This window comes from Chryseobacterium sp. 22532, from assembly GCF_052044665.1.
Classification (GTDB): domain Bacteria; phylum Bacteroidota; class Bacteroidia; order Flavobacteriales; family Weeksellaceae; genus Chryseobacterium; species Chryseobacterium lathyri.
Genome location: NZ_JBQENJ010000003.1, coordinates 402,925 through 426,342, shown reverse-complemented (window position 1 = coordinate 426,342; position 23,418 = coordinate 402,925). Strand labels below are relative to the sequence as shown.

At 38.2% G+C, this 23,418-nt stretch carries 21 protein-coding genes; 8 read left to right on the top strand and 13 right to left on the bottom strand.

Features of this window, described 5'->3' with window-relative positions; all coding sequences use genetic code 11:
- Positions 1-159: 159 nt before the first annotated feature.
- The gene (locus ACTJIV_RS09745; protein ID WP_440627126.1) at positions 160-897 is read left to right on the top strand and encodes a hypothetical protein; all 738 of its coding nucleotides are present in this window, start codon (positions 160-162) and stop codon (positions 895-897) included.
- Positions 898-1,080: 183 nt separating this feature from the next.
- Positions 1,081-1,746, top strand: a complete 666-nt coding sequence (locus tag ACTJIV_RS09740; protein WP_440627124.1) for a hypothetical protein — start codon at positions 1,081-1,083, stop codon at positions 1,744-1,746.
- 127 nt (positions 1,747-1,873) lie between these two features.
- Here the strand turns inward: ACTJIV_RS09740 and ACTJIV_RS09735 are convergent, their stop codons facing one another.
- The 7 genes from ACTJIV_RS09735 to tsaE form a co-directional block, all read right to left on the bottom strand.
- A complete protein-coding gene (locus tag ACTJIV_RS09735; protein ID WP_440627122.1) occupies positions 1,874-4,156 on the bottom strand; it encodes a cation:proton antiporter in 2,283 nt (760 codons plus the stop codon).
- Positions 4,157-4,481: 325 nt separating this feature from the next.
- Positions 4,482-4,871: a hypothetical protein gene (locus ACTJIV_RS09730; protein ID WP_440627120.1), complete on the bottom strand. Its 390-nt coding sequence runs from the start codon at positions 4,869-4,871 to the stop codon at positions 4,482-4,484.
- 109 nt (positions 4,872-4,980) lie between these two features.
- A complete protein-coding gene (locus tag ACTJIV_RS09725) occupies positions 4,981-5,691 on the bottom strand; it encodes a LytR/AlgR family response regulator transcription factor (protein ID WP_111956142.1) in 711 nt (236 codons plus the stop codon).
- Positions 5,666-6,439 (bottom strand): histidine kinase, encoded by a 774-nt coding sequence (locus ACTJIV_RS09720; RefSeq protein ID WP_111956144.1) that lies wholly within the window; start codon positions 6,437-6,439, stop codon positions 5,666-5,668. The genes ACTJIV_RS09725 and ACTJIV_RS09720 overlap by 26 nt, the downstream gene beginning before the upstream one ends.
- Before the next feature lie 49 nt (positions 6,440-6,488).
- Positions 6,489-6,860 (bottom strand): hypothetical protein, encoded by a 372-nt coding sequence (locus tag ACTJIV_RS09715; protein ID WP_111956146.1) that lies wholly within the window; start codon positions 6,858-6,860, stop codon positions 6,489-6,491.
- Positions 6,860-8,053 carry an alanine dehydrogenase gene (locus ACTJIV_RS09710; protein ID WP_111956148.1) on the bottom strand — a complete coding sequence of 398 codons (1,194 nt, stop codon included), beginning with the start codon at positions 8,051-8,053 and terminating at the stop codon, positions 6,860-6,862. The genes ACTJIV_RS09715 and ACTJIV_RS09710 overlap by 1 nt, the downstream gene beginning before the upstream one ends.
- A gap of 68 nt (positions 8,054-8,121) precedes the next feature.
- Positions 8,122-8,529 carry a tRNA (adenosine(37)-N6)-threonylcarbamoyltransferase complex ATPase subunit type 1 TsaE gene (gene tsaE / locus ACTJIV_RS09705; protein WP_111956150.1) on the bottom strand — a complete coding sequence of 136 codons (408 nt, stop codon included), beginning with the start codon at positions 8,527-8,529 and terminating at the stop codon, positions 8,122-8,124.
- A 292-nt stretch (positions 8,530-8,821) separates the two neighbouring features.
- Between tsaE and dnaG the strand changes: the two genes are divergently transcribed.
- From dnaG to ACTJIV_RS09690, 3 genes are all read left to right on the top strand, one after another.
- Entirely contained in the window at positions 8,822-10,804 is a 1,983-nt protein-coding gene (dnaG, locus tag ACTJIV_RS09700; protein WP_111956152.1) for a DNA primase, read from the top strand.
- Between the two features lie 122 nt (positions 10,805-10,926).
- Positions 10,927-11,613, top strand: coding sequence for an ATP-dependent Clp endopeptidase proteolytic subunit ClpP (clpP, locus tag ACTJIV_RS09695; RefSeq protein WP_047487818.1), 687 nt, complete (start codon positions 10,927-10,929; stop codon positions 11,611-11,613).
- Between the two features lie 345 nt (positions 11,614-11,958).
- On the top strand, positions 11,959-13,224 hold the full coding sequence (locus ACTJIV_RS09690; protein ID WP_440627115.1) for an esterase-like activity of phytase family protein: 1,266 nt from the start codon (positions 11,959-11,961) through the stop codon (positions 13,222-13,224).
- Positions 13,225-13,316: 92 nt separating this feature from the next.
- On the opposite strand, the gene tpiA is transcribed toward ACTJIV_RS09690, so the two are convergent.
- From tpiA to ACTJIV_RS09660, 6 genes are all read right to left on the bottom strand, one after another.
- Entirely contained in the window at positions 13,317-14,078 is a 762-nt protein-coding gene (gene tpiA / locus ACTJIV_RS09685) for a triose-phosphate isomerase (RefSeq protein ID WP_111956156.1), read from the bottom strand.
- A 66-nt stretch (positions 14,079-14,144) separates the two neighbouring features.
- Positions 14,145-16,271, bottom strand: coding sequence for a S9 family peptidase (locus ACTJIV_RS09680; protein WP_223558644.1), 2,127 nt, complete (start codon positions 16,269-16,271; stop codon positions 14,145-14,147).
- 27 nt (positions 16,272-16,298) lie between these two features.
- Positions 16,299-16,649, bottom strand: a complete 351-nt coding sequence (locus ACTJIV_RS09675) for a TerB family tellurite resistance protein (RefSeq protein ID WP_223558645.1) — start codon at positions 16,647-16,649, stop codon at positions 16,299-16,301.
- A 1-nt stretch (position 16,650) separates the two neighbouring features.
- The gene (locus ACTJIV_RS09670) at positions 16,651-17,331 is read right to left on the bottom strand and encodes a DUF6058 family natural product biosynthesis protein (RefSeq protein ID WP_440627112.1); all 681 of its coding nucleotides are present in this window, start codon (positions 17,329-17,331) and stop codon (positions 16,651-16,653) included.
- A gap of 4 nt (positions 17,332-17,335) precedes the next feature.
- Positions 17,336-18,448 (bottom strand): BT_3928 family protein, encoded by a 1,113-nt coding sequence (locus tag ACTJIV_RS09665; RefSeq protein ID WP_440627110.1) that lies wholly within the window; start codon positions 18,446-18,448, stop codon positions 17,336-17,338.
- Between the two features lie 6 nt (positions 18,449-18,454).
- Positions 18,455-19,018 (bottom strand): DUF1599 domain-containing protein, encoded by a 564-nt coding sequence (locus ACTJIV_RS09660; protein WP_111956166.1) that lies wholly within the window; start codon positions 19,016-19,018, stop codon positions 18,455-18,457.
- A gap of 406 nt (positions 19,019-19,424) precedes the next feature.
- On the opposite strand from ACTJIV_RS09660, the gene folP reads away from it, so the two are divergent.
- The 3 genes from folP to ilvD all read left to right on the top strand — a co-directional run bounded on the left by folP (position 19,425) and on the right by ilvD (position 23,413).
- On the top strand, positions 19,425-20,312 hold the full coding sequence (folP, locus tag ACTJIV_RS09655; RefSeq protein WP_440627108.1) for a dihydropteroate synthase: 888 nt from the start codon (positions 19,425-19,427) through the stop codon (positions 20,310-20,312).
- 336 nt (positions 20,313-20,648) lie between these two features.
- Positions 20,649-21,521, top strand: coding sequence for a branched-chain-amino-acid transaminase (ilvE, locus tag ACTJIV_RS09650; protein ID WP_440627106.1), 873 nt, complete (start codon positions 20,649-20,651; stop codon positions 21,519-21,521).
- A 209-nt stretch (positions 21,522-21,730) separates the two neighbouring features.
- On the top strand, positions 21,731-23,413 hold the full coding sequence (ilvD, locus tag ACTJIV_RS09645) for a dihydroxy-acid dehydratase (RefSeq protein WP_440627104.1): 1,683 nt from the start codon (positions 21,731-21,733) through the stop codon (positions 23,411-23,413).
- Positions 23,414-23,418 lie beyond the last annotated feature (5 nt).

Here is a 23,418-nt window from a genome sequence, read left to right as displayed (position 1 = left end):
TTAACCTTCAAACTGAAACTCAATATCTGTTTTTCTCTAGAGAACCTTATACCTGATGGATACTAGGCCGCCTTTTTGTACTTTTGTATAACGAGGCCTTTTTGTGAAAAAAAATGATTTCACTGAATCGTATCCATTTTATCATTAAAATCTAATAATATGAATTATCTGAAAAAAATATCATTCATGATATGCTTTGCTGCAGGCATCTGTCAAGCTCAGCAAAAGAATACTGATGCGGATTATAGTTTTAGCGGTCTTATTGACCAAAAAATTCCTGTTGAACTAAATGTCAGCGTTTCAAAGAATGTCGTTTTAGGGAACATCAGATATGTAAAAACTAAAGAAAAGAAACCCATTAAAATAATAGGAACGCTGAATTCTGGGAATCATTATCATCTTGAGGAATTTGAAAATGATGGGAATATCAGCGGAATTATTGATGGGGTCTTAAAAAATGGAAAATTAGAGGGAGACTGGTCTTCCACAAAGTCTGACGCAGTTTATCCCATCACACTTGATGTTCAAACTAACGTAAATCCGAAGCCGGAAATATTTTCACCTGTTCCGTCTGATCATTTTGAAGGAACGTATACCTATCAATATGGAGAAAATGGGTATCAGGGAAGTATTACTATTAAAAAGATAAAAGGTCAGATGTATTCCTATGATATTGGTTCTGTGACCAGGGCTCCGGGCAGAAATATTGCAGATGCGTCAGGAGAAGTGATGATTAAAAATAATCAGTTTACTATTGAAATCAATAAATCATGTTCATTCCTCGCTACATTTTATAATGGATTTATATCAATTACATCAGTCCCATCTGAGCAGTCGCGTGATTGTGAGTTTGGACTGAATGCAACTTTAGATGGAACTTTTCTTAAAGTAAAATAGATTGGTGAATTAACGCAAAACAAACTTATTGAATCACTCTTGTAAAAATAAAAACCAACTTTTAAAAGTTGGTTTTTATTATAGAATGCACCAATGAGCCTCCCTACATAGTTGCATTATCATGAAGATTAACTAGCTTTGTTACAGAGCAGTAAATCAATATCACGACAAAATACAATGATCATGAAGAATTGTTTTTATACTTTACTGGTAGTAATTGCTGCCATACATTGGAGTAATGCGGAAACTTTCACACCCGAAATTGTAAAGCATCAGCTTCCTGCTTCTTTACAGGTCATATCATCTGATACGGTAAAGATCAAAGAATCTTTCAGGGAAAATGATATTGCCGTCAACGAATATTTAACAGACAGGCTGAAGCCGATCCGAGCCAATTTTAAAAGAATCAATTCCATTACTCAATGGAGTTCCATCAAAAAGAAAGACATAGAAGGGGAATCCGCAGAAGGCGGGGAAGCTGTATTTTATGAACAGAAAGGGCGCTTAGAAAAAATAACGGCAAGACTTTACGGAGAAATGGGGCAGGTACTTACCGAATATTATCTGCTTAACGGACATTTGTCTTTTGTTTTTGAGAAGATATATACCTACAACCGTCCGATGTTTTATGATGTCAAAGTCATGAAAGAAAATCATGATACGGAAGCTTTTGACTTTAAAAAATCAGAGGTTGAAGAAAACCGGAATTATTTTGAAAAAGGAAAATTGGTTCATGTAACCAATAGTCTGGATTGTGGTGCACCTTTCAGCAGTGATTATATTGAAGGAGAGCAGAAAAGAATTTTTGAGGCATTTCAAAAATTTCTAAAACTCAGGAAGGAAAAATAATGTAACAATATAACAATGTACCAGTTTATCAATCATTTAATCAGGCCGGATACTACAAATATCTATTATAATACCCTGGGATTATTCTATTGTTACATTGTTATACTGCTACATTGTTACATTAATTCTATGGGTTCGAGATAATCAGTGTCGAAGGAATATCAGACAGCCAAAGACTCTTAGTATCGATCAGATTTTTCCAGCTTTTGCTGCTGACCAGCATCAGATCCTGCGAGTTCAGGAATTCTTTCTCGATCTTTTTCTCGTTATATAAAGTGATATGATTCGGGGCTACCTGTTCAATGCTTCTGATCAGTTCTTTCACCTCGATATTATTGCGGATCTGTCCGGCCGCATCAAGGATGATGATCTGGGAATTGTTATTGTTGATCAGTCTTTTAGCATATTCCAACAGATAAAAATCGCTGAGGTTGAACATAGGGATAAATACTTTGTCTGCAGATTTGAAATCTTTTTCTACCAGAATTCCTACCGGAATATGGGTCTTATCAAGGATCTGGAGGGTAAAATCGTCAAAAGGAGAATTGTTGAAAATATTTCCTTTACCTTTTACCGTGTTCAGAAGTTTTTCCGGGTTAATGATCTTTGTCGTAAATCCTAGCAGCCTTCCCAGTAAACTTCCTTCATACATAGATTTGCCGAGCATAATCAGAAGAAGGTCGTAATTTCCTTTATTTGAAATGCCTGCAAGGTCACTTTCAATATCCGTGGAAGCTTTGAAAAGGGTAGTGACTTCAAGTTTTAGGTCGTGAGAGGTTTCAATAACGTTTTTAAACTGTGCATCTTCATATTCATTGATATCATAAGCGTGCATTTCATCTACCGGAGCAATATTCATGGCTGTGATACTTTTGTTGCCGTTCATTTTGTTGGTGAAATCATGGGCCAGCTTCAGCAGTGTGCTTCCGGATTCAGGCTTATCAAAAGACAGCAGTACACGGTATTTTGAATCGTTATTGCCGGGACTATCTTCATCTGAGCTTTTTTTAGATTTAAAAATAAAATTAATAAAGTCTAAAGCCGGTCCTGTCATAAAAGTGGTAAACAAAGCCATGATCACCAGCATAGCAAAGATCTCTGGACTTAATACTCCAAGATCATACCCGATGTTCAGGACAATAAGCTCCATTAATCCTCGGGTATTCATCAGGGCACCAATCGTTAAACTTTCCTTCCAGTTGATTCCGACGAACCGTGCGGTAAGTGCGCTTCCTATAAATTTACCGGTAACAGCTGTTAAAATGATAAACCCTGCCATCATCCACAAATGACTGTCATTTAATAGCCCGATTTGTGTACGGAGACCTGTAAATACAAAGAACAATGGAAGAAGAAGCACTAAAGCCACATCTTCAACCTTATCGATGAAAAGGGTACGGAATTTTGCATTTTCCGGCATAATAGCTCCTGCCATAAATGCCCCGAATAATGCATGGATACCAATAACTTCAGTAGCATATGCAGAAAGAATAAGTGTCAGGAAGAAAATAGCGACCATTGGCTTGCTGATGGTGTTTTTACCCGCCTGAAGATCTCCGATCCTTTTCAGGAACGGTCTTACAATTTTAATCATTAAAAAGACATAAGCGACAGCCATAATGATCACATAGATGGAACTGGCAAAAGAGCCTGCTTTTACAATGGCAATAACAGCTGCAAGAATGCACCATGCTGTAATATCATCTGCAGCAGCACAGGTAATAACGATTGTTCCCAGTTTGGTTTTCTGAAGATTTCTCTCCTGAACAATTCTGGCGAGTACCGGAAATGCGGTAATACTCATTGAAATTGCTATGAACAGGGCAAATGAGGTAAACTGAATTCCTTCCGGTGCAAATTCCTGATATACAAAATAAGAAAGCCCGATACCCAGTGCAAAAGGAATAATGATACTTGCATGGCTGATTACCACTGCATCATGTGCTTTTTTTCTCAACACACTAAGATCAAGCTCCATCCCTACGATATACATAAACAGGATAAGGCCTATCTGACTTAAAAACTGTAGGTTGCCTAAAGATTCTTTCGGGAAAAGAAAAGCTGAGAACTCAGGGAAGTACATACCCAGCAATGAGGGGCCTAGAACAATCCCCGCGATCATTTCACCAATTACCGTAGGCTGCTTGATTTTCATACAGATCCACCCGAAAAGCCTGGCGACAAGAATAATGGTGACGATCTGTGCCAGAAGAAGAGCCAGCGGATGATGAAGATTTGCTTTAAAAGATTCCTGGAAATTTTCCCAGGTAGAGCCCGTGTTGGTTTTTGTTACTATATTTTCCTTGATCTCCAGCGTCTGTCCCTCTATGATGAAGAAGTACATCAGACAGGAAAAAAAGGCGATGGTGGCTATGTAAAAAATTAAATTTCTGTATTTTCCCCAGTTCATGATTCCTAATATTTTAATGCAAAGTTGATAAGAATATATTGATGTTAAATACTATTCTTTTTAAAATGTAATAAATGTTCTAAAAAATGTAATAAAAACCGGAAGAGGTTGGGAAGCTGGAAAAGGGAGGTCGGACGTTATTGTTGAGAACTTATTTTAATATCTATTTTAAAATTTAATTTCCTACCCTTGTCAAGGTTCAAAACCTTGACAAGGGTAGCTAGTATAAAGCAGCTCTGGAAATTAATAAAACTGTATTTCAGTTATGTTTCAGACCTCAATAACCTCACTCTCCGGGCCTCCATCTTCTTTACTTCAAAAAAGTCTATCTGAACGAATACCCCAATCCGATTCCAGCTTTCCAGGTTCCGTTTTCTGCGGCTGTTTTTGTATTATAATAGACGGGTATCTGAAGAGCAATTTTTTTATAAACTACCGTAAGACCAGCTCCCAGATTAGGCGTAACCGGGCTGTTTTTAGTTCCGGGAGAACGGTCCTCTTTGATCCGGAGTGAAGGAAGCATTCCGGCGATAAGTTTAAGGCCTTTATGGCTAAAATTCACATTAGGGCCTGTAAAGTTAATAAAAGCTCCATGATCTACATATCCGGCCACTACAATTCCATCAAAAAAGGAGGCCTTGACCTTTGGACCAGATTCCTGGGAAAAGCAAAGTCCGGATATGAGAATTCCTGCTGCATACATAATTTTTTTCATTATAAAATCATTTAATCTGCAACAAAAATACGCTGTACAGCTAATGTAAAGTGGGAGGGTGTAATGAAACCACCAGATTCTGCAATGAAACCTTAAATGTCTGAAAGATCTACTTTCCGAACAATTCCATTAATGAATGTTTATAAGCTTCTCCGATCTGGAGCTTAAGAAAATTATCGCCATCCGATTGAATTGTAGTAATAATTTCGTTGGTAGAAAACACTTTGATGGAAGACAGGGCAATAATCTCTTTTTTATTCACCTGTGCAAAATCCTTTGGAGGAAGCATTTCAAGGAGGTTTTTAAAGCTGAGGTTTTTTAAGACGATCGTGGTTCCGTCATTCAGAATAATATCTTTGTCGCGGCTATCGATTTCTGAGGTTTTAATATAAGCGATCTGTTCAGTAAAAATCACGGTTCTGCCGATGTTGGTGTTCCATTCAATCAAATCCTTTTTATGAGGAATGTCTACCAGTTCTTTTGCTTTTTCAAAGGCCTGGATCAGTCTTTCTTTTTTGATGGGTTTTCTGACATAATCGACTACATTGAGGTCGAAAGCTTCTGCTGCATATTCTTTGTAAGCGGTCGTGAAAATGATTTTTTTGGAACCGGAAATGAGCTCTGCCACTTGGAGTCCTGTCATACCCGGCATTTCAATGTCCAGGATGCAGAGGTTACAGTCGATATTGTCTATTTCGCTCAGGAAAATTTTAGGATCATTGAATGCTTTTACGACTTCTACATTTTCGATCTGTTCGCATAGAAGTTTTAAATAGCTGATTGCCAGCAGTTCATCATCGAGAATAACGCATTTTATCATAGAACTCTCCTAAATTGATTTGTAATTCTGCCGTGAAGATACCGTTTTTCGAACTTTTTTCCAGCTGGTAATGATTGCTGTAAATCATTTTAAGCCTTTGATCCAGTGACTGGCTTCCGAAACCGCTGTTTTCCTTTTCAAGAATATTTTTCAATGAAGCTTTGTTGCTTACTTTCATGGTGAAAATGCTGTTTTCAAGCTCCAGATAGATTGAAATAAAAGAGTCCTGGGCCAGAAAATCAGTATGTTTAAAGGCGTTTTCAATAAGATCAACGGAGATCAGCGGGGCAAAGACTTTTTCTTCATATACCACATCAGACTTATTGATCTTTGATTTGATCCTGAAATCAAAAAGGGGATTGATCTTTATTTTATTGATTTCGATGAGGCTTAGGGCGAAGTTTAGTTCTTCTTTGGGGCTGACAAATTTATTGTTACTTTCATACAGGATATAATCCAGAACATTCGCAAGTTTATCAAGAGACATATAGGTTTGATAAGCATGCGACTGCACAGAATTAAGAATATTTTTAAACAGATGGGGGTTCAGTTTCGTACCGATATGTTCCAGCTGAACCTCATTCAGTTTCTGTTCGATAATCCTGTTGGTTTCGGAAAGGCGGATATTTTTCTTCTTAATCCTGCTGTTTTGGCTGAAAAGGTAAATACTGACCGTAAGCAGGAAGAAAATAGCAAAAACTCCAATGAATATCAGATAATCGTGGATCATGTAGTAATTGCCTTCCATAAAAATAGCTTTAATGATCTTCTACAAATTTAGTAAAAGATCTTTAGGATTATTTCAGTTTTTTCAGACTGTTTACATTAACCGTTTCCTCACACTTTTCAAAGGTGATCTCATAAGAAGGATTTTTCTCAGGATAGGTCAGAACATAGTCAGGACAAGGCTTCTTCTGTGCGTGACTTCTGTCGAAATCTATTTTTCCTTTGGTAATGATACTGTCTTTTATAAATTTTTCATCAATTTTATACGTACTCATCCCGTTTTTAACGTCTTCAGAATACTTGAATTCTTTGGACAGGGTTTCTGCAATCACACGGCTGTTGGGAAGATATCCGCTGCAGCTCGCCCCTTTTTTGTTTAGAATAAAAAATACAAGAATCAGACCCGGAATAAGGCCTATTAAAAAGAATTTAACTTTTTTCATTAGAAAATTAAAAGATTGATATCATGGTAAGTAAGTCCGAAACGGTCGCAGATCACTTTTTTGGTGTGTCTTCCTTTGTACATGTACAGGCTCTGCTTCATTTCGTTTTTGCGGATCAGCATATTTTCGAAACCTCCTTCTTCATCATAATTCAGGATATAGGAAAGGAAAAAATTGGAAATAGCTTTTGTTGTCGTTCTCGGCATTCTGGACGTAAGATTCGGAAGTCCGCAGTGGATTACGCCGTGTTTGATGATATAAGGATTATCCATGGTCGTAAGCTCAGAGGTTTCGATTACCTTGCCGTTGTCGATCGTAATATCAATAATTACACTTCCTTTTTTCATTTTTGCGACCATTTCTTCAGTAACGATCGGGGTCATATTCAATCTTGGAAGAGCACCGATAACAACATCTGCACGTCTTAAAGCTTTACTCAATTCTTTCGGATCAATAATGGAAGTCGGAACACGGCTGTCTACTAAGGTATGAAGCCTTCTCAACTTTGAAAGTGAATTATCAAAAACCCTTACACTGGCTCCAAGCCCGATAGCAGCTTTCGTGGCAAATTCGCCTACGATACCGGCTCCTAAAATAACAACTTCTGCCGGTCTTACTCCTGTAATGCCACCCAGCATTAAGCCGTTTGACAGAGCAAGAAGTTCTGACGCGTATAAAATAGAAACTGTCCCTGCAATTTCACCGATCAGTCTTACTAAGGCAAGCTGCTTATACTCATCTACGATAAATTCAAAAGCAATGGCATTGATCTTTCTCTCTGCAAGTTTTAAGAAATAATCTTTGTCCCTCAGGTTGATCTGAAGAGCTGAAACCAAATACGTATTGGGTTTCATATAGTCTATTTCTTCTTCTGTAGGAGGGTTGACCTTTAAGATAAGATCCTGTCCGAAAGCCTCTTTGGGATCATTGGTGATCTTTGCCCCGGATTCAGAATACTGAAGATCTGTAAAAAAAGAACCTTCTCCGGCACCTGCTTCTATAATAAGCTCGTGACCGTGTTCTACCAATACCTGTACTGCATCCGGAGTAATGCATGTTCTCCTTTCGTTAAGACAGGTCTCCTTAGGAATTCCAATGCTGAACTGTTTTCCTTTCTTTATAACCTCCAACTTTTCTTCCTTCGGCATCAATTCTTCTTCAGTGAAAGGAGTAAAAATATTTGTAGTACTCATTCTTTAATTAAATTAGGTCTTACAGGTTGTTATTTTACAATGAATTAATAAGCAAAGATACATAATATTTACTCGAATGAAACTTCTCTTTCGTCCCCTGTATTCACGATGCTCATTGTGTGGTAGTTAAGCCCGTGGAGCTCTTCTTCATACACTTCCGGCCATTCTATGATGCATAAAAAAGCATTATCCAGGTATTCTTCGATGCCAATGTCGTACGCCTCTTCAATGTTTTTTAAACGGTAAAGGTCAAAATGATAAATTTTTCCTTCCGGTGTGCTGTACTCGTTGACAATAGAGTAGGTAGGAGAATTGACTTCATCATTACTTCCCATATTTTTAAGAAGAAACTGAGTAAATGTTGTTTTTCCTGCACCCAGGTTTCCCTTTAAAAGAAGAATGTTATGCTTTAAGTCAGGAATAATCTTATCGACAACTTCCTGCCAGTCTTTGATCTCTTGTATAGTGAACTGCATAAAAGTAATTTGTGCAAAAATAAGCAATTTAGTTGGAGACTGGGAAGGTTTGAGAGTGGGAGAGTTTTAGGGTGGGAGTGTGGGAATATGATAGAGTGGCGGGTTGTTGTGGGAAATATGGTTTTTTGTTTGTTAATTGTAGAAATATTTGTTTTTCATATTTAATATAGTCATTGTTAAACTCTGAAAAACTCTCAAAACCCTAAAACTCTCCTACACTCCAACTCTAAAACACTCCGACTCGAATGCAAAACACTTTCTCCATCTCTATAAATTTACTTATTTTTACACTATGATTTCCAAACAGACCATAGATAAAATTTTCTCAACGATACGGGTAGAAGAAATAGTGGGAGAGTACGTTCAGCTGAAAAGAGCCGGGTCTAATTTTAAAGGACTCAGTCCTTTTCATGAGGAAAAATCTCCGAGTTTTGTCGTTTCGCCAAGCAAGCAGATCTGGAAAGATTTCTCAACAGGAAAAGGGGGAACGGCCATTTCTTTCCTTATGGAAATCGAAAATTTCACCTATCCTGAAGCCCTTCGTCACGCCGCTAAAAAGTATGGAATTGAAATTGAAGAAGATCAGCGGGAATTTTCTGAAGAGGCAAAACATGCACAGACGGAAAAAGATCAGCTGTATAAAATTCATGAGGTTGCCAACTCCTATTATCAGGATATTCTTTGGGATTCGGAAGAAGGAAAAAGTATTGGTCTGGCTTACTTCAGAGAACGTGAGCTTAAGGATGATATCATAAAGAAATTCCAGCTCGGATATTCACCGGAAAAGAAAAATGCCTTTACAGTGTATGCTGAAGAAAAAGGGTATTCGAAGGAAATCCTTGAGAAATCAGGACTTTCCATATTTCCTGAGAATACACCTTCCGGGATCGACCGTTTCCGGGAAAGGGTTATTTTCCCGATTCACAGTTTTTCGGGAAGGGTTTTAGGGTTCGGAGCCAGAATTCTTAAAAATAACGTCAAAACGGCCAAGTATCTGAATTCTCCGGAAACGGAAATTTACCATAAGTCTAATGTACTTTATGGCTTAAATCAGAGTAAACAGGCTATTTCACGAAAAAATATCTGCCTTCTTGTAGAAGGTTATATGGACGTGATTGCCCTTCATATGGCAGGGATCGAGAATGTAGTGGCGAGCTCCGGAACGTCTCTGACAACAGAGCAGATCAAACTCATCAAAAGACTTACTGAGAATGTAACGATTCTTTTTGACGGCGACAATGCGGGGATCAAAGCCAGTTTCAGAAGTATTGACATGCTTCTGACCGAAGGTATGAATATCCGTGTCCTGCTGTTTCCGGATGGTGATGACCCGGATTCTTTTTCCAGAAAACATCCGCAGGAATATGTTGAGAAATTCATTGAAAATGAAGCGAAGGATTTTATTGATTTTAAAGCTGAAATTCTTTTAAGGGAAGTCGGAAATGATCCGATTAAAAAAGCTGAAGCGATCAGAGATATTGTAAAATCCGTAGGTTTCGTTCAGAATGCTTTAAAAAGAGAAGTTTATCTGAAGGAGGTTTCCAATAAATTCGGACTTTCGGAGCAGAGTCTTTTCAATGAGCTGGATGTTCAGAAACAGATCACACAGAACCAGCATCAGCATGTTCAGCAACAGAAAGAAAAGGTTCAGCCAAAACTGGAGATTGTGCCTTTGAATGAAGAAAAGGAAGATCCTTATCTGTACGATGTTCTGTTTATGGAAAGCAAACTTGTAGACCATATGCTGATGTTCGGAGATATCGTTCTGAAAAGAACCAATGAAAAAAATGAGGAATACCAGATCACGGTTATTGAAGAAATCCTGATGCATTTTGAAGAAGAGCAGTACAGTTTTTTAGTAAAAGGCAATGAAATTATCATTGATCAGGTAAAGGAAGGTATTCAGAAAGACGAGCTGAGAAGCGGGAACTTTTTTGTGACATTCATGGATGAAGAGATCACCACTAAAGTAGTGGATGCTCTGATGCCTCCTGATGAATTGGAGAACTGGGGTTCCAGAAACATTTATCCTCCCAATTACGGCGACAAAATAGCAGAACAGGTGCAAGGTGATGTTCTGTTGCACAAATACAGGTATATAGATTATCTGATTAAAGAAACAGCACGACAGTTGGATGAATACAGAGGCTCTGATGAGACAAAATATTATGAACTGATTAAAAAGATTACCCTGTTGAAACAAGCATCTATCAGATTGAGCAATATTATTGAATATTCACCGATCAAAGGAATCTACATTGATAGGAAACGATAAATTTACAGACATAATACTGATGATCAGACGACTATTCTGTGACAAAAAGTCCTATAAAATTTTAGGAATAAAAGTTGTAATTTAAACTTCGAAAAAAATATTTAATAATACATAATAGAAATATGGACATTAAAAAAGACTTCAGAGATTTCTCTGTAAAACATTTAGGAAACAGCGGTCTGGTTACCGATCAGTATATGGGAATGTATGGTCCAACGAATCTTACGCCATATATCATGGAAGAAAGAAGATTAAACGTTGCCCAGATGGACGTATTTTCGCGTCTGATGATGGACAGAATTATCTTCTTAGGAACCGGAATTGACGATCAGGTTGCAAACATCGTAACCGCACAGCTTTTATTCTTAGAAAGTGCAGATCCATCGAAAGATATCCAGATCTACATTAATTCTCCGGGCGGAAGCGTTTATGCAGGTTTAGGAATCTATGACACAATGCAGATCATTAAGCCGGATGTGGCTACAATCTGTACAGGAATGGCAGCTTCAATGGGAGCGGTTTTACTTGTAGCAGGAGAAAAGGGAAAACGTTCTGCGCTTAAGCATTCAAGAGTAATGATTCACCAGCCTTCAGGAGGTGCTCAGGGAGTAGCTTCAGATATGGAGATCAACTTAAGAGAAATGTTGAAATTGAAGCAGGAACTTTACGAAATCATTGGTCACCACTCAGGGCAGACTTACGAATGGGTAGAGAAATCTTCTGACAGAGATTACTGGATGACTTCTGAAGAAGCAAAAGGCTACGGAATGGTAGACGAAGTTTTACAGAGATCTACAGAGAAAAAATAATTTCCTTTTTAGGAATAATTGAAAACGCACTGATTCGGTGCGTTTTTTTGTTTTACCACAAAAGAGACAAAAGTTTTTAAACACTTTAGTTGTTTTAAGTTTAAAAGCTTTGAAGAAAAGATCACTTAATTCTTATGAAAATCAAAGATTTTGATATTGACGAAAAATTCGTCGGATCACATTCCCTTCCACTGGAGGGGTGGCAAAAATTCAGAGAATTTTTGATGGGGTGGTTAAAAACGATTAACAATGAATACTCTTTAGATCATATTGTTAAAATACAATTATTATTAAATTCAAGATCAGTTTACAATCAATGTATATTTTCGCGGCATAAAAGTAATTATGAAAAAACTGCTGTTATCGGCGATCGTATTCACAGCGCTTGCATCATGTAAAGATGATGACAACCAGATGAATAACCAGGATATCAATTATGCTAAACTTCCCCAGGAATTTCCTTTCTCCAAATTAGTAACGGTCAATGGTGTAGATGTAATTAACGGCGGCTTTGGTTCAGGTGCAGCGGCACATCCGACCAGAAAAGGAGAGTTTTATGTGATCACCGATCGTGGCCCGAATACAGACTACCTGAATGGGAAGAAATTTCCGGCCCCGAATTTTACGCCTACCATCATGCATTTTAAGATCAATGCAGAAGGAAATATCGAGGTCATTAAATATATTAAACTTAAGAATCCTTCCGGCCAACCGATTACAGGCTTACCCAATCCTGCAGGAATGGGAAGTACTGGTGAAACGGCCTATGATTCATCAGGAAATGTTTTAGGAACAGATAATTACGGACTGGACAGCGAAAGTATTGTGGCAGCAGCAGACGGAACGTTCTGGGTTTCGGATGAATATGGACCACATATTGTTCACTACAATGCAGATGGGGTAGAACTGGAAAGGATAAGTCCGATAGGAGTCAATACAGGACCACGTAAACTTCCTGCCGTTTTAGCCAAAAGAAGAGCTAACAGAGGAATGGAAGGCTTGTGCATCACTCCGGACGGAAAAACACTGGTAGGAACAATACAGTCTACCATGTATGTCCCAACAAAGGCTCTGGCAACCAATACAACTTTAACAAGAATTGTAACCTTCGATATTTCAACGGGACAAACGAAACAGTATCTGTATAAACAAAATGGCGGTGCTTCAGACTCGGTATGTGATATTACAGCCATCAGCAGTACAGAATTCCTGGTGATCGAAAGAGATGGGAATTACGGTTCGCAGGGTGGCACTAAAAAAGTATACAGGATTAATATAGCCGGCGCTTCAGATGTAAACGGAACCGATATTACAGCCGTTGACGGAATGAAGATTAACAATAAAACTTTAGAACAGTCTACCTGGGATGAAATTACAAATGCTGGAATCAAGCCGGTGTCCAAAATTTTAGCCGTGGATTTGGTGGCAAAATTAGGATATGAGCATGATAAATTTGAAGGAATCGTTTATTTGGGAAATAATAAACTGGCCGTCTTCAATGATGATGATTTTGGAATCTTAGATGACGGAAACGGAAATCCAAAAGCCAAGATTCTTCCTAAAACAGGGAAAGTAGACAAAGGAACAATGTATGTAGTCGATATTCAATAATTAGATTTTTTTAAGAAAGCGGCGGCATCGAAGATGCCGCCGCTTTTGATTGTATATTTTTAAATTAAATAGGAATGGACTTTAGTCAAAACCTATGAATTGAATCCCTCAATAATCTTAGAAAAGTCCTCCAGTTTTAAAGCCGCACCTCCGATTAATCCACCATCAATATCAGGCTGAGAAAAAATCTCTTTGGCATTATCCGGCTTCACAGAACCTCCGTAAAGAATAGAAACCTCGTCAGCAACTTCCTGTCCGTATTTTGCAGCGATGATACTCCTGATATGTGCGTGGATTTCCTGGGCCTGCTCCGGAGAAGCTGTTTCACCTGTTCCGATCGCCCAAACCGGTTCGTAAGCGATCACCACTTTTTTGATCTCTTCCGCAGAAAGCGTGAAAAGAGCAACTTCAGTCTGGTTTTTCACCACCTCGAAATGCTGTCCCGCTTTTCTCTGCTCAAGCGTTTCACCATTACAATAAACGGGAATTAGACCTTTATCAAGCGCTAATTTTATCTTTCTGTTGCAGTGAGAATCTGTTTCACCGTGGTACTGTCTTCTTTCAGAGTGTCCGATCAGTGAACCGGTTACATCAATAGATTCCAGCATATCTGCAGAAAGTTCACCGGTATAAGCACCACTTTCATGCTCGCTCATATCCTGAGAAAATACACCGATCTCATCCTTTTCGAAGATATCTTTAGCCATCATCAGATATAAAGAAGGCGGCGCAATCCATACTTCGCAGTTGGTGGTGTTATTGTTTTTATAGCTCAGTAATTGAATCATCAACTGTTGTGCGTCAATGACATTTTTATTCATTTTCCAGTTTCCTGCAACTATTTTTCTTCTCATAGTCTTATTAAAATGTTATTTGTTGATATTATATTGCAAATTTATTAAGTAATAATCTGCACGATATTATTTAGTAATTCCCTCTAGTTTAAACATGAAAGCATACACCAGAGAAATATCCTTCAGATAATCAAATCTTCCCGATGCTCCACCGTGACCGTAATCCATATCAGTTTTTAATAATAATACGTTTTTGTCAGTTTTCATATCCCTAAGCTTGGATACCCATTTTGCAGGCTCAAAATACTGTACCTGAGAATCATGCAGCCCTGTAGTTACCAAAATGTTAGGATAGTTTTTCTTTTCAATATTTTCATAGGGGGAATATGATTTCATGTAGAAATATGCCTCTTTATTATTCGGATTTCCCCATTCATCATATTCATTGGTAGTCAGCGGAATACTTTCATCAAGCATGGTATTGACAACATCAACGAATGGAACCTGCGAAATAACGCCATTCCATAAATTCGGGCTCATGTTCGCTACTGCACCCATCAAAAGGCCTCCGGCACTGCCGCCCTGTGCATAAAGATGTTTTGGTGAGGTATATTTTTCCTTAACAAGATATTCTCCGGCATCGATGAAATCGGTAAAAGTATTCTTCTTTTTCATCATTTTTCCGTCCTCATACCATTGTCTTCCCATTTCCTGTCCGCCACGGATGTGAGCGATGGCAAAAGCAAAACCTCTGTTCAGAAGACTCAGTCTAGTACTGCTGAAAGAAGCATCCATCGAGCTTCCATAAGATCCATATGCATAAAGAAGCAGCGGACTGTTTCCATCCTTCTTGAATCCTTTTTTATAAACAATGGAGATTGGAATTTTCGTACCGTCTTTTGCCGTTGCAAAAAGTCTTTCAGTAGTATAATCATCTTTAGCATAACCACCAAGAACTTCCTGCTGTTTCAGTAATATTCTTTTACCAGTCTTTAAATCCTGCTCAAACTGAGAAACAGGCGTAATCATTGAAGTATACCCGAAACGGAAATTGTCTGTATCATATTCAGGATTTTCCAGTGAAGAAATGGTGTAAGCCGGCTCCTCAAATGTCAGTGCTTCCTTTTTACCGGTCTTTCTGTCATAAATAACCAATTGGGTAAGCCCGTTCTGTCTTTCACTGAAAACCAGATAATTTTTAAAGGCACTTACAGATTGCATTAAAACATCGCTTCTGTGCGGAATGAAATCTTTCCAGTTCTCTACACCTGTCTTATCCAAAGGAGTTTCCGCTATTTTAAAATTAAGCGCATCCTTATTCGTTCTGATCAGGAATTTGTCTTCCAAAGGCGTGATCGTATACAATACATTCTTCATTCTCGGCTGAAAAACCTTGAATGTTCCGTTGGGTTGGTCAGCATCAAGATATCTCGTTTCAGAAGAAGTGGTAGCACCGGAATAGATCAGAAGGTATTTGTGATTTTTGGATTTATATACTGAAATATAATTGGTCTTATCTTTTTCTTCGTAAACTGTCACATCTTTGCCTGGATCGGTTCCCAGCGTATGTTTCTTGATTTTCTCAGACAAAAGGGTTACCGGATTATTCTCTGTGTAAAAAATGGTTTTATTATCATTGGCCCATTCTGCGGAACCTTCTGTATTTTTAATGCCAAGATCGGTCGTTTTCCCGGTCTTTAAATCCTTTAAGAATAAAGTATACTGCCTTCTGGAAACATCATCAACACCATATACCAGTTTACTGTTGTCAGGGCTGATGCTGAAGCCTGTTGCAGAATAATAAGCATGTCCTTCCGCAAGCTTATCCACATCCAGAAGAATCTCTTCAGGAGCGGTAAGGCTTCCCTTTTTTCTGCAGTATTTAAAATATTGTTTTCCGGCTTCTGTACGGGTATAATAATAGTATCCGTTTTCAAAAACAGGTACAGATTCATCTTTTTCCTTGATGCGGGCTTTCATTTCCTGGAAAAGCTTTTCCCTGAAGGGTTCCGTGTCTTTCATCATGCCTTCCCAGTAATTGTTTTCGGCTTTCAGATAATCAACGACTTTCGTGGAATCTTTTCCCTTTTTAAAATAATCGATCATCCAGTAATAGGGATCGTTTACTTTATCACCATGAATTTCCCGGATATGTTCCTGCTTTTCAGCGATCGGAGCTTTAAGGGCAGGAAATTTTTGAGATTGTATCGTAGATGCGCTCATAATTAATATTCCCAGATAAAATTTTTTCATAGTATATTTTGCTTTTTTGGTATGGACTTATGCCAAATTCCACAGATTTTTCAGAAGCTTGTAGAAAGTATGCTCTTCATCGGTGACTTTATTGTCAGCTTTGATCAGTGTTTTAGCAAATTCTGCGAATTTTACGCGCTCCTCGGCTGTAGAATCATCAAAGAAACATCTTGCGTGGAATTCAAAGTGGTCTTTCCATTCTTCAGGTTGTAAAAGAGCCAGGGTTTCCAGTTCATTGTCAAGATTCATTCTGAAAGGAAATTCGTCCGCCATATACTGTTGAATCAGCATCCCTTCTTCAGGAGCAAATTCTCCGTCTACAGAAGAAAGAATCATTAAAAGATGATAGCCGGCGATTGATTTATTTGATTTTTGCATATTAGTAATTCTTTATTAAATGATCTAAATTATTTTGTTCTAAAATTTTATCGAGATATTTTCCTCTGCTGCTTGCTTCCCTTTGATAAGGTGCAAATTTTGAAGCTACTTCGTTAAACTCTTCATTTAATTTCATTAGCTCCTCTTTTTCATCATTGCTAAGTGTCTTTTGAGAAAACAGGGAGTTGTATTGGATGAGTTTCTTTACAATAATTTCCTTTCTTACGATTTCTTCTTCAGTTGAATGGAGAGTACAGATTCCATAAATACCTTTACAATAAGCATCCCATTCATCCTCAAAAATTTCATTTATCTTTTGTTGATCTTCAAGATCATTTTCCGAAATATGATGATAAGCAAAATTTTTATCGGGATGCTTCATTAAGTCACGAATGAATTTCTCTTTAAATTCAGCTTTATATTGTAGAGAATTCTCCAGATTTTTATGTTCCTGAATCAGTTGAATACAATTTTTACTGAAATATTTTTCAGTGATCTCGCTTTGGAATTCATCGTTCAGAGATGAAGTGATTTTTATATTTTGAGAAATCACATAAGAGGCATCCGGAACTAAATGGTTTTGAATAAGTATATTAAGTTCATCTTTGGTAATACCTGCTACAGCGCATATATTATCTTCAGTAATGTAATTTTCGTTAATATATCTCAAATTCTTTTCCATGGCCTTATTTTATATAATCTTTTGCAGGTTGCTTGTCCACAATTTTCCCTTTCTCCAATATCAGTATAAACGGATTGCTTCTTGCGATTGTTTTGATAGCTGTTGCGTCCATCATAGCATTTTTAATGGTTTTAAAAGTGTTATGATCCGTAGAAACACCATAGATCACAGCTCCTTTTTGAGCATTCACTTTAGCTTCAACTTTTTTAATAAGATCAGCAGAAACTTCTTTTGGGTGATAAGAGAATACCAGAACAGCTTTCGGTGCATTGATGATTTCATCCGTCAAATCCATGCCCGTTGGATCTTCAATTTTGAATTTTACGATCTCTGATTTATACCCTTCTTTCGTCAAAACAGATTCATTTTTTCCTTCCTCAATTTTCCATGGAGAACCCTCTGCCCAGTATTTTGTTTCTTTAATATAATCGTCCTGATTAACCTTTAAAACTTCCCCCGTCTTCTGGTTTTTAAGAGAGTAAAAAGTCTTGTATTCTGAAGGATTTTTATTGATCTTTTCCTTTTCAGCTTTTATATTCGTCCCGATCTTATAATCCCGGAAATCGATTAGCGGTTCATGCATGATTCCCTGAGCCATAATGTAAACCATGATCACAGAAAAAAGGCCTAACAGAACATATCTGAACTTGTTGGAAGATTCTTTCGTACCAGTACTGCTGTATTCGTCTTTTTTACGGAGTTCCTTTCTGTAAAGGATAAACAGGATAATGAGACCGGCAAGAAGCACAATGTCTTTAATAAAGCTCTGCCATGGCGTAAACTTTATCGCATCTCCAAAACATCCGCAATCTGTTACCACATTGAAGTAAGCAGAATAAAAAGTAAGGAATCCAAAGAAGATACAAAGGGCAATTAACGCTGAAAGAGTGAACTTAAGCTTCAGTTTCAGCAACAGCATAAATCCTAGGAAAAGCTCCAGTACAACCACAATGATCGAGAAGAGAAGCGCGAATTTTTCCAGGAACGGCATATTGAAAACCGGTGGTGCAAAATATTCTTCCATTTTGAAAGAAAATCCTACCAGATCCACAGCCTTTACAAAGCCTGAAAGAATGAAGATAACAGCAATAATAAAGCGTAATAAACCTTTGATCATAGTATTTTATTTTTGAGTTTCGGAACTATTTTCTTTTTCAGAGAACTTGATCAGGCAGAAAACAGCGTAATTCAGCATGTCGAAATAGTTCGCATCCAGCCCTTCAGAAACAATAGTTTTCCCCTGGTTATCCTCAATCTGCTTTGTTCTCAGTACTTTTTGGTAAATAAGATCAGTGATGGAAGAAATTCGCATATCTCTCCAAGCTTCACCATAATCATGATTCTTTTTTTCCATTAAAGCCTGAGCATCATTCGCATATTTGTCGTAAAGACTTAAAACCTCTTCCTTATTTTCATTAAAATCATTCGAAAGTCCTTTTTCAAGTTGAATAAGCCCGATAATAGAATAGTTAACGATCGCGATGAATTCATCCTCTTCACTTTCATCCACCATTTTTTTATCCGTCATCTGCAGCGTACGCACCCTGTTCACTTTGATGTAAATCTGATCCGTAATAGAGCTGGGTCTCAAAACCCTCCATGCTGCCCCGTAATCCTGCAATTTTTTACTGAAAAGATCACGACACTGACTGATCACTTTCCCGAACTGTACTGATGTTTTTGACATAAATTCTCTTAATCTCCCAAATATACGAATTCGGTTTTAGGTAGCAGGAATCGGGGATTGATTTTTGTCAGAGTTTGGGTTTTTTGGGTTAGAGAGTTTTAGAGTGGGGAGAGTTGGAGGGTGAGTGGGTTTTAGAGTTGTAGGATTCGGGGTGAGAGGGTTTGAGAGTAAGAAAGTTGGTTACTGGTTGTCAGTTGCTGGTTCTTGTCAGGAAATTTTGAAAGGAAGAGATTCTAAATTTAATTTCTATCTAAAAGAGTATTCGTTTCCGCACAAGCCCTTATCAACCAAGAACAAACCAGCAACCAGCAACTGACAACCAGTAACTAGCAACTGACAAATAGCAACATTCCACAATAAGTCTTAATTTTGCAGGATATCATCACGTATCAATCATCAATAAGACATGCTTTCAAACTCCGAAACCCTCCGACCCTCAAACGCTCCGACTCTCAAACCTTTCCACTCTATTAACTGCAATGGAAGACTGGTAGAACTTGACATCCCAAAGATTATGGGTATCCTCAATCTTACCCCGGATTCCTTTTCAGACGGGGGGAAATTTAACAGTGAAAAATCAGCGTTGGAGCATGCAGAGACACTTTTGAAAGACGGGGCAGAATTCATCGACATCGGACCGCAATCCACACGTCCGAATGCTGAATTTCTAAGCAGTAAAGAAGAAATAGCCAGGATCGGAAACATAATTTCCCAAATCAAAAAAGAATTTCCGGAAGCATTGATATCGCTGGATACGTTCTATGCTGAAACCGTGAAATTTGGGTTTAATGAAGGAATTGACATGATCAATGATATTTCAGGCGGGCAGTTTGATAATACCATGTTTGAAGTTGCGGGTGAAACAAAACTTCCCTACATCCTGATGCATGTGAACCCATCTTATGAGACGATGCATGACAAAGTGAAATTTGAAGATATTACACTGGAAGTCAATCGTTATTTTTCTAAAAAGAGTACTGAACTTCTCGAAAAAGGAGTAAAAGATATCATCCTTGATCCCGGTTTTGGTTTCGGAAAAACGGTGGAAGATCAGATGAAAATGATCAATGAAACTGAGTATTTGGGTTTTGAGCGATTCCCTTTACTTATCGGAATTTCCAGAAAATCATTTATCTATAAGCCGCTTGGGAAAACTCCTTTGGACATTAATGAGGAAACGCAGAAACTTCATAGGACAGTTTTGGAACAGGGAGCTAAAATCCTGAGAGTACATGATGTGGCTGAAACCGCAGTAACCATCAAACAATTTTGCGAAAAAAATAAAAAGTATTAAAAAAGCTTGCTCAATATTAAAAAATGAATACATTTGCAGTATGAATTTTACAAATCAGAAAAATATTATTGTCATTTCTAGCATTATTGTTGTGATTAACAACAGTACAGAAGCGGCATTGTAAATATTTTAATTAAAATTATATAAGCCGTTTCATATTGAAGCGGCTTTTTTTATTTCAGAATTTATGTATCAGTTATTAACAGTAATTATTATCGTCATTATTATTCCCTTGCGTTGGTGAGAAGGATAGAGTATGACTGTACATATTTGAGCCCTCTCACATCGTGAGAGGGCTTTTTTTATATCCATTTGTTAATTTTTAAACCCTATACAATGTATTACAACGACAAAACTATCGTGTATTTTGATGGAAACTTCCTCAAGGCCGGAGAGGCCGGAATGGATCTTTACGGACAGTCACTTCATTATGGTTATTCCGTTTTCGAAGGTATAAAATCCTACAATACAGATCACGGAACCAGAATTTTTAAAGCAGAAGAACATTATGAAAGGCTGAAAAAATCAGCAGAACTGATGTACATCCCGTTTGATTATTCAGTCAGTGAGCTTACAGATCTCACTTATGAGCTTTTGGAACGTAACGGGTTCAGCGATGCTTATATCCGCCCACTGGTAACCTGTTCGCCGAATATGTCCCTTTCAAAAGGAAAAAAATCCTACCTCTCTCTGCTTGCCTGGGAATGGAGCAACGGCTATCTCGCAGACAAAATGAAAATCATGACCTCAGGTTTTCAACGTCCAAATCCTAAGGCCTTTAAAGTGGAAGCCAAAGTAGGTGGCCACTACGTCAATTCTATTCTCGCCTGTCAGGATGCCAAAGACAGAGGTTATGACGAAGCTCTTTTGCTTGATGAAAACGGAAATGTCGCTGAAAGCTCGGGAGCCAATATATTCTACGAAAAAGACGGAACATTATTTACGCCCGCAAAAGGGAGCATACTGCCGGGCATCACAAGGCAGACCGTGTTTGAAATATGCAGTGAATTGAATATTCCCGTTAAAGAAACCTTCTTTAAACCTGAAGACATGAGAGGAGCTGATGCCGCTTTCTTTTGTGGTACAGCAGCTGAAATTGTAGCGCTGGATTCTTTGGATGATGTTCCTTTTACCAAAAACTGGGAGGATACAGCAAGTGGAAAAGTACAGCAGGCCTATCAGAAACTGGTAAGAGTTCTGTCATTGTAAATTTAAGGAATTTAAATTATTGATAATCAGATAAATGTATCTATTTTTCAGACAATTGAATATTGTAGTTTTCCTAAAAGTGAAAATAAAAAAGAGATTACAAGCTGTAGTTTTGGACCAAAATTAAGTAAAAGCTTCAGTGATGAATTCCAAAAAAATGAAATTATTGATACACACAGAGAGGATAAGAACAGCAAATGCAGGATAATATGTTAAATAAATATTCAAAAACATTCACACAAAACAGCGAACAGCCCGCCGCAAAAGCAATGCTTTACGGAATAGGCTTTACAGAAGAAGATATGCACAAGGCCCAGATCGGTATTGCCAGTATGGGATATGATGGGAATACCTGCAATATGCACCTCAATGATCTTGCTAAAGTGGTAAAAAAAGGAACCTGGAACCATGGTCTTGCGGGATTAATATTCAATACCATAGGCGTAAGCGACGGGATGAGTAATGGCACAGACGGAATGCGGTATTCACTGGTCAGCCGCGACGTGATCGCAGACAGCATCGAAGCCATCTGTGGAGCACAGTATTATGACGGAATTATCGCATTACCTGGTTGTGACAAGAATATGCCGGGAACCATTATCGCCATGGGAAGGCTGAACAGACCATCCATCATGGTCTATGGAGGAACAATAGCTCCTGGGTGCTATAAGAACGAACCGCTTAATATCGTTTCGGCCTTTGAAGCTTTAGGAAAAAAAATTGCCGGAGAAATTTCAGAAGAAGATTTCAACGGAGTGATTAAAAATTCCTGTCCGGGAGCAGGCGCATGCGGAGGAATGTATACAGCCAATACCATGTCATCAGCCATAGAAGCTTTAGGAATGAGCCTTCCGTACTCATCTTCCAATCCCGCACTAAGTGAAGAAAAACAGAATGAGTGTCTTGAAGCAGGAAAATATATTAAAATATTACTGGAAAAAGATATCAAACCATCTGATATCATGACCCGTAAGGCCTTCGAAAATGCGCTTCGTCTGATCATCATTCTTGGAGGCAGTACTAATGCGGTTCTGCATTTTATAGCAATGGCAAAAAGCGTAGGCGTTTCTGTTACTCAGGATGATTTCCAGAAAATGAGCGACATCACACCGGTATTGGCAGATCTTAAACCAAGCGGAAAATATTTGATGCAGGATCTTCATAATCATGGAGGAACACCCGCTGTCATGAAGTATTTATTGGAAGAAGGTTTACTGCATGGTGACTGTTTAACGGTTACCGGAAAAACCATCGCTGAAAATCTTGAGAATGTTCCAAGCCTTGATTTTACAAAGCAGAAGATCATCAGACCCTTATCAAATCCAATCAAAGAAACAGGACACTTGAGAATACTGTACGGGAACCTTGCTGAAAAAGGAAGTGTAGCCAAGATCACCGGAAAAGAAGGTGAAAAATTTTCAGGAAAGGCAAGAGTATTCGATGGCGAAAAAGATCTGATCAAAGGAATTGAAAACGGAAGAGTTCAGCACGGAGATGTCATTGTCATCCGTCATGAAGGTCCAAAAGGAGCACCGGGAATGCCGGAAATGCTGAAACCTACCAGCGCTCTTATTGGAGCGGGCTTGGGTGGAAGTGTTGCTCTGATTACCGACGGAAGATTCAGCGGTGGTACTCATGGATTTGTGGTGGGACATATTACTCCTGAAGCCTATGAAGGCGGTCTGATTGCTTTTGTGAAAGATAACGATCTTATTGAAATCGATGCCGTCAACAATACCATACAGCTCCAGGTTTCCGAAGAAGAAATTGAGCACCGAAAGAAAGGATGGCAAAAACCTGAACTTAAAGTAAAAAAAGGATTGCTGTACAAATATGCACTTACCGTGTCATCGGCCGCAGAAGGCTGTGTAACAGATGAAATCACTCAATAAAAAAA

Coding starts and splice junctions, on each gene's coding strand:
- ACTJIV_RS09745 (WP_440627126.1), top strand. CDS start 160: ATGAATTATCTGAAAAAAATATCATTCATGATATGCTTTGCTGCAGGC.
- ACTJIV_RS09710 (WP_111956148.1), bottom strand. CDS start 8,053: ATGAGTACTACAAATATTTTTACTCCTTTCACTGAAGAAGAATTGATG.
- clpP (WP_047487818.1), top strand. CDS start 10,927: ATGGACATTAAAAAAGACTTCAGAGATTTCTCTGTAAAACATTTAGGA.
- ACTJIV_RS09735 (WP_440627122.1), bottom strand. CDS start 4,156: ATGAACTGGGGAAAATACAGAAATTTAATTTTTTACATAGCCACCATC.
- ACTJIV_RS09680 (WP_223558644.1), bottom strand. CDS start 16,271: ATGAAAAAATTTTATCTGGGAATATTAATTATGAGCGCATCTACGATA.
- ACTJIV_RS09670 (WP_440627112.1), bottom strand. CDS start 17,331: ATGGAAAAGAATTTGAGATATATTAACGAAAATTACATTACTGAAGAT.
- tpiA (WP_111956156.1), bottom strand. CDS start 14,078: ATGAGAAGAAAAATAGTTGCAGGAAACTGGAAAATGAATAAAAATGTC.
- ACTJIV_RS09665 (WP_440627110.1), bottom strand. CDS start 18,448: ATGATCAAAGGTTTATTACGCTTTATTATTGCTGTTATCTTCATTCTT.
- folP (WP_440627108.1), top strand. CDS start 19,425: ATGCTTTCAAACTCCGAAACCCTCCGACCCTCAAACGCTCCGACTCTC.
- ACTJIV_RS09740 (WP_440627124.1), top strand. CDS start 1,081: ATGAAGAATTGTTTTTATACTTTACTGGTAGTAATTGCTGCCATACAT.
- ilvE (WP_440627106.1), top strand. CDS start 20,649: ATGTATTACAACGACAAAACTATCGTGTATTTTGATGGAAACTTCCTC.
- ACTJIV_RS09675 (WP_223558645.1), bottom strand. CDS start 16,649: ATGCAAAAATCAAATAAATCAATCGCCGGCTATCATCTTTTAATGATT.
- ACTJIV_RS09715 (WP_111956146.1), bottom strand. CDS start 6,860: ATGAAAAAAGTTAAATTCTTTTTAATAGGCCTTATTCCGGGTCTGATT.
- dnaG (WP_111956152.1), top strand. CDS start 8,822: ATGATTTCCAAACAGACCATAGATAAAATTTTCTCAACGATACGGGTA.
- ACTJIV_RS09660 (WP_111956166.1), bottom strand. CDS start 19,018: ATGTCAAAAACATCAGTACAGTTCGGGAAAGTGATCAGTCAGTGTCGT.
- ACTJIV_RS09720 (WP_111956144.1), bottom strand. CDS start 6,439: ATGGAAGGCAATTACTACATGATCCACGATTATCTGATATTCATTGGA.
- ilvD (WP_440627104.1), top strand. CDS start 21,731: ATGTTAAATAAATATTCAAAAACATTCACACAAAACAGCGAACAGCCC.
- ACTJIV_RS09690 (WP_440627115.1), top strand. CDS start 11,959: ATGAAAAAACTGCTGTTATCGGCGATCGTATTCACAGCGCTTGCATCA.
- ACTJIV_RS09730 (WP_440627120.1), bottom strand. CDS start 4,871: ATGAAAAAAATTATGTATGCAGCAGGAATTCTCATATCCGGACTTTGC.
- ACTJIV_RS09725 (WP_111956142.1), bottom strand. CDS start 5,691: ATGATAAAATGCGTTATTCTCGATGATGAACTGCTGGCAATCAGCTAT.
- tsaE (WP_111956150.1), bottom strand. CDS start 8,529: ATGCAGTTCACTATACAAGAGATCAAAGACTGGCAGGAAGTTGTCGAT.